The sequence below is a fragment of the Enterobacter sp. J49 genome (assembly GCF_002148625.1).
GTDB lineage: Bacteria > Pseudomonadota > Gammaproteobacteria > Enterobacterales > Enterobacteriaceae > Enterobacter > Enterobacter ludwigii.
This window is the reverse complement of the sequence record NZ_MWPY01000016.1, coordinates 1-2948: the sequence shown is the minus strand read 5'-3', so window position 1 is coordinate 2948 and position 2948 is coordinate 1. Positions and strand designations below refer to the sequence as shown.

The window sequence follows — 2948 nt, the reverse complement described above, 5'->3', positions numbered from 1 at the left end:
TGAATCGAAAGAAACATCTTCGGGTTGTGAGGTTAAGCGACTAAGCGTACACGGTGGATGCCCTGGCAGTCAGAGGCGATGAAGGACGTGCTAATCTGCGAAAAGCGCCGGCGAGGTGATATGAACCTTTGACCCGGCGATGTCCGAATGGGGAAACCCAGTGTGATTCGTCACACTATCGTTAACTGAATACATAGGTTAACGAGGCGAACCGGGGGAACTGAAACATCTAAGTACCCCGAGGAAAAGAAATCAACCGAGATTCCCCCAGTAGCGGCGAGCGAACGGGGAGCAGCCCAGAGTCTGAATCAGCTTGTGTGTTAGTGGAAGCGTCTGGAAAGTCGCACGGTACAGGGTGACAGTCCCGTACACGAAAGCACACAGGTTGTGAACTCGAAGAGTAGGGCGGGACACGTGGTATCCTGTCTGAATATGGGGGGACCATCCTCCAAGGCTAAATACTCCTGACTGACCGATAGTGAACCAGTACCGTGAGGGAAAGGCGAAAAGAACCCCGGCGAGGGGAGTGAAAAAGAACCTGAAACCGTGTACGTACAAGCAGTGGGAGCCTCTTTTATGGGGTGACTGCGTACCTTTTGTATAATGGGTCAGCGACTTATATTCTGTAGCAAGGTTAACCGTATAGGGGAGCCGAAGGGAAACCGAGTCTTAACTGGGCGTTAAGTTGCAGGGTATAGACCCGAAACCCGGTGATCTAGCCATGGGCAGGTTGAAGGTTGGGTAACACTAACTGGAGGACCGAACCGACTAATGTTGAAAAATTAGCGGATGACTTGTGGCTGGGGGTGAAAGGCCAATCAAACCGGGAGATAGCTGGTTCTCCCCGAAAGCTATTTAGGTAGCGCCTCGTGAACTCATCTTCGGGGGTAGAGCACTGTTTCGGCTAGGGGGCCATCCCGGCTTACCAACCCGATGCAAACTACGAATACCGAAGAATGTTATCACGGGAGACACACGGCGGGTGCTAACGTCCGTCGTGAAGAGGGAAACAACCCAGACCGCCAGCTAAGGTCCCAAAGTCATGGTTAAGTGGGAAACGATGTGGGAAGGCACAGACAGCCAGGATGTTGGCTTAGAAGCAGCCATCATTTAAAGAAAGCGTAATAGCTCACTGGTCGAGTCGGCCTGCGCGGAAGATGTAACGGGGCTAAACCATGCACCGAAGCTGCGGCAGCGACACTATGTGTTGTTGGGTAGGGGAGCGTTCTGTAAGCCGTTGAAGGTGTCCTGTGAGGGGTGCTGGAGGTATCAGAAGTGCGAATGCTGACATAAGTAACGATAAAGCGGGTGAAAAGCCCGCTCGCCGGAAGACCAAGGGTTCCTGTCCAACGTTAATCGGGGCAGGGTGAGTCGACCCCTAAGGCGAGGCCGAAAGGCGTAGTCGATGGGAAACAGGTTAATATTCCTGTACTTGGTGTTACTGCGAAGGGGGGACGGAGAAGGCTATGTTAGCCGGGCGACGGTTGTCCCGGTTTAAGCATGTAGGCGGAGGTTCCAGGTAAATCCGGTTCCTTATTAACGCTGAGGTGTGATGACGAGGCACTACGGTGCTGAAGTAACAAATGCCCTGCTTCCAGGAAAAGCCTCTAAGCATCAGGTAACATCAAATCGTACCCCAAACCGACACAGGTGGTCAGGTAGAGAATACCAAGGCGCTTGAGAGAACTCGGGTGAAGGAACTAGGCAAAATGGTGCCGTAACTTCGGGAGAAGGCACGCTGATATGTAGGTGAAGCCCCTGCGGGTGGAGCTGAAATCAGTCGAAGATACCAGCTGGCTGCAACTGTTTATTAAAAACACAGCACTGTGCAAACACGAAAGTGGACGTATACGGTGTGACGCCTGCCCGGTGCCGGAAGGTTAATTGATGGGGTTAGCGGCAACGCGAAGCTCTTGATCGAAGCCCCGGTAAACGGCGGCCGTAACTATAACGGTCCTAAGGTAGCGAAATTCCTTGTCGGGTAAGTTCCGACCTGCACGAATGGCGTAATGATGGCCAGGCTGTCTCCACCCGAGACTCAGTGAAATTGAACTCGCTGTGAAGATGCAGTGTACCCGCGGCAAGACGGAAAGACCCCGTGAACCTTTACTATAGCTTGACACTGAACACTGGTCCTTGATGTGTAGGATAGGTGGGAGGCTTTGAAGCGTGGACGCCAGTCTGCGTGGAGCCAACCTTGAAATACCACCCTTTAATGGCTGGTGTTCTAACGTAGACCCGTGATCCGGGTTGCGGACAGTGTCTGGTGGGTAGTTTGACTGGGGCGGTCTCCTCCCAAAGAGTAACGGAGGAGCACGAAGGTTAGCTAATCCTGGTCGGACATCAGGAGGTTAGTGCAATGGCATAAGCTAGCTTGACTGCGAGAGTGACGGCTCGAGCAGGTGCGAAAGCAGGTCATAGTGATCCGGTGGTTCTGAATGGAAGGGCCATCGCTCAACGGATAAAAGGTACTCCGGGGATAACAGGCTGATACCGCCCAAGAGTTCATATCGACGGCGGTGTTTGGCACCTCGATGTCGGCTCATCACATCCTGGGGCTGAAGTAGGTCCCAAGGGTATGGCTGTTCGCCATTTAAAGTGGTACGCGAGCTGGGTTTAGAACGTCGTGAGACAGTTCGGTCCCTATCTGCCGTGGGCGCTGGAGAATTGAGGGGGGCTGCTCCTAGTACGAGAGGACCGGAGTGGACGCATCACTGGTGTTCGGGTTGTCATGCCAATGGCACTGCCCGGTAGCTAAATGCGGAAGAGATAAGTGCTGAAAGCATCTAAGCACGAAACTTGCCCCGAGATGAGTTCTCCCTGAGACTTTAAGTCTCCTGAAGGAACGTTGAAGACTACGACGTTGATAGGTCGGGTGTGTAAGCGCAGCGATGCGTTGAGCTAACCGATACTAATGAACCGTGAGGCTTAACCTTACAACGCCGAAG

At 53.1% G+C, this 2948-nt stretch carries 1 rRNA gene; it reads left to right on the top strand.

From position 1 onward, the window contains the following. Positions 1–30 precede the first annotated feature (30 nt). Positions 31–2936: ribosomal RNA gene (locus tag BJP35_RS02330) — 23S ribosomal RNA — on the top strand. The last annotated feature ends 12 nt before the right edge of the window (positions 2937–2948 follow it).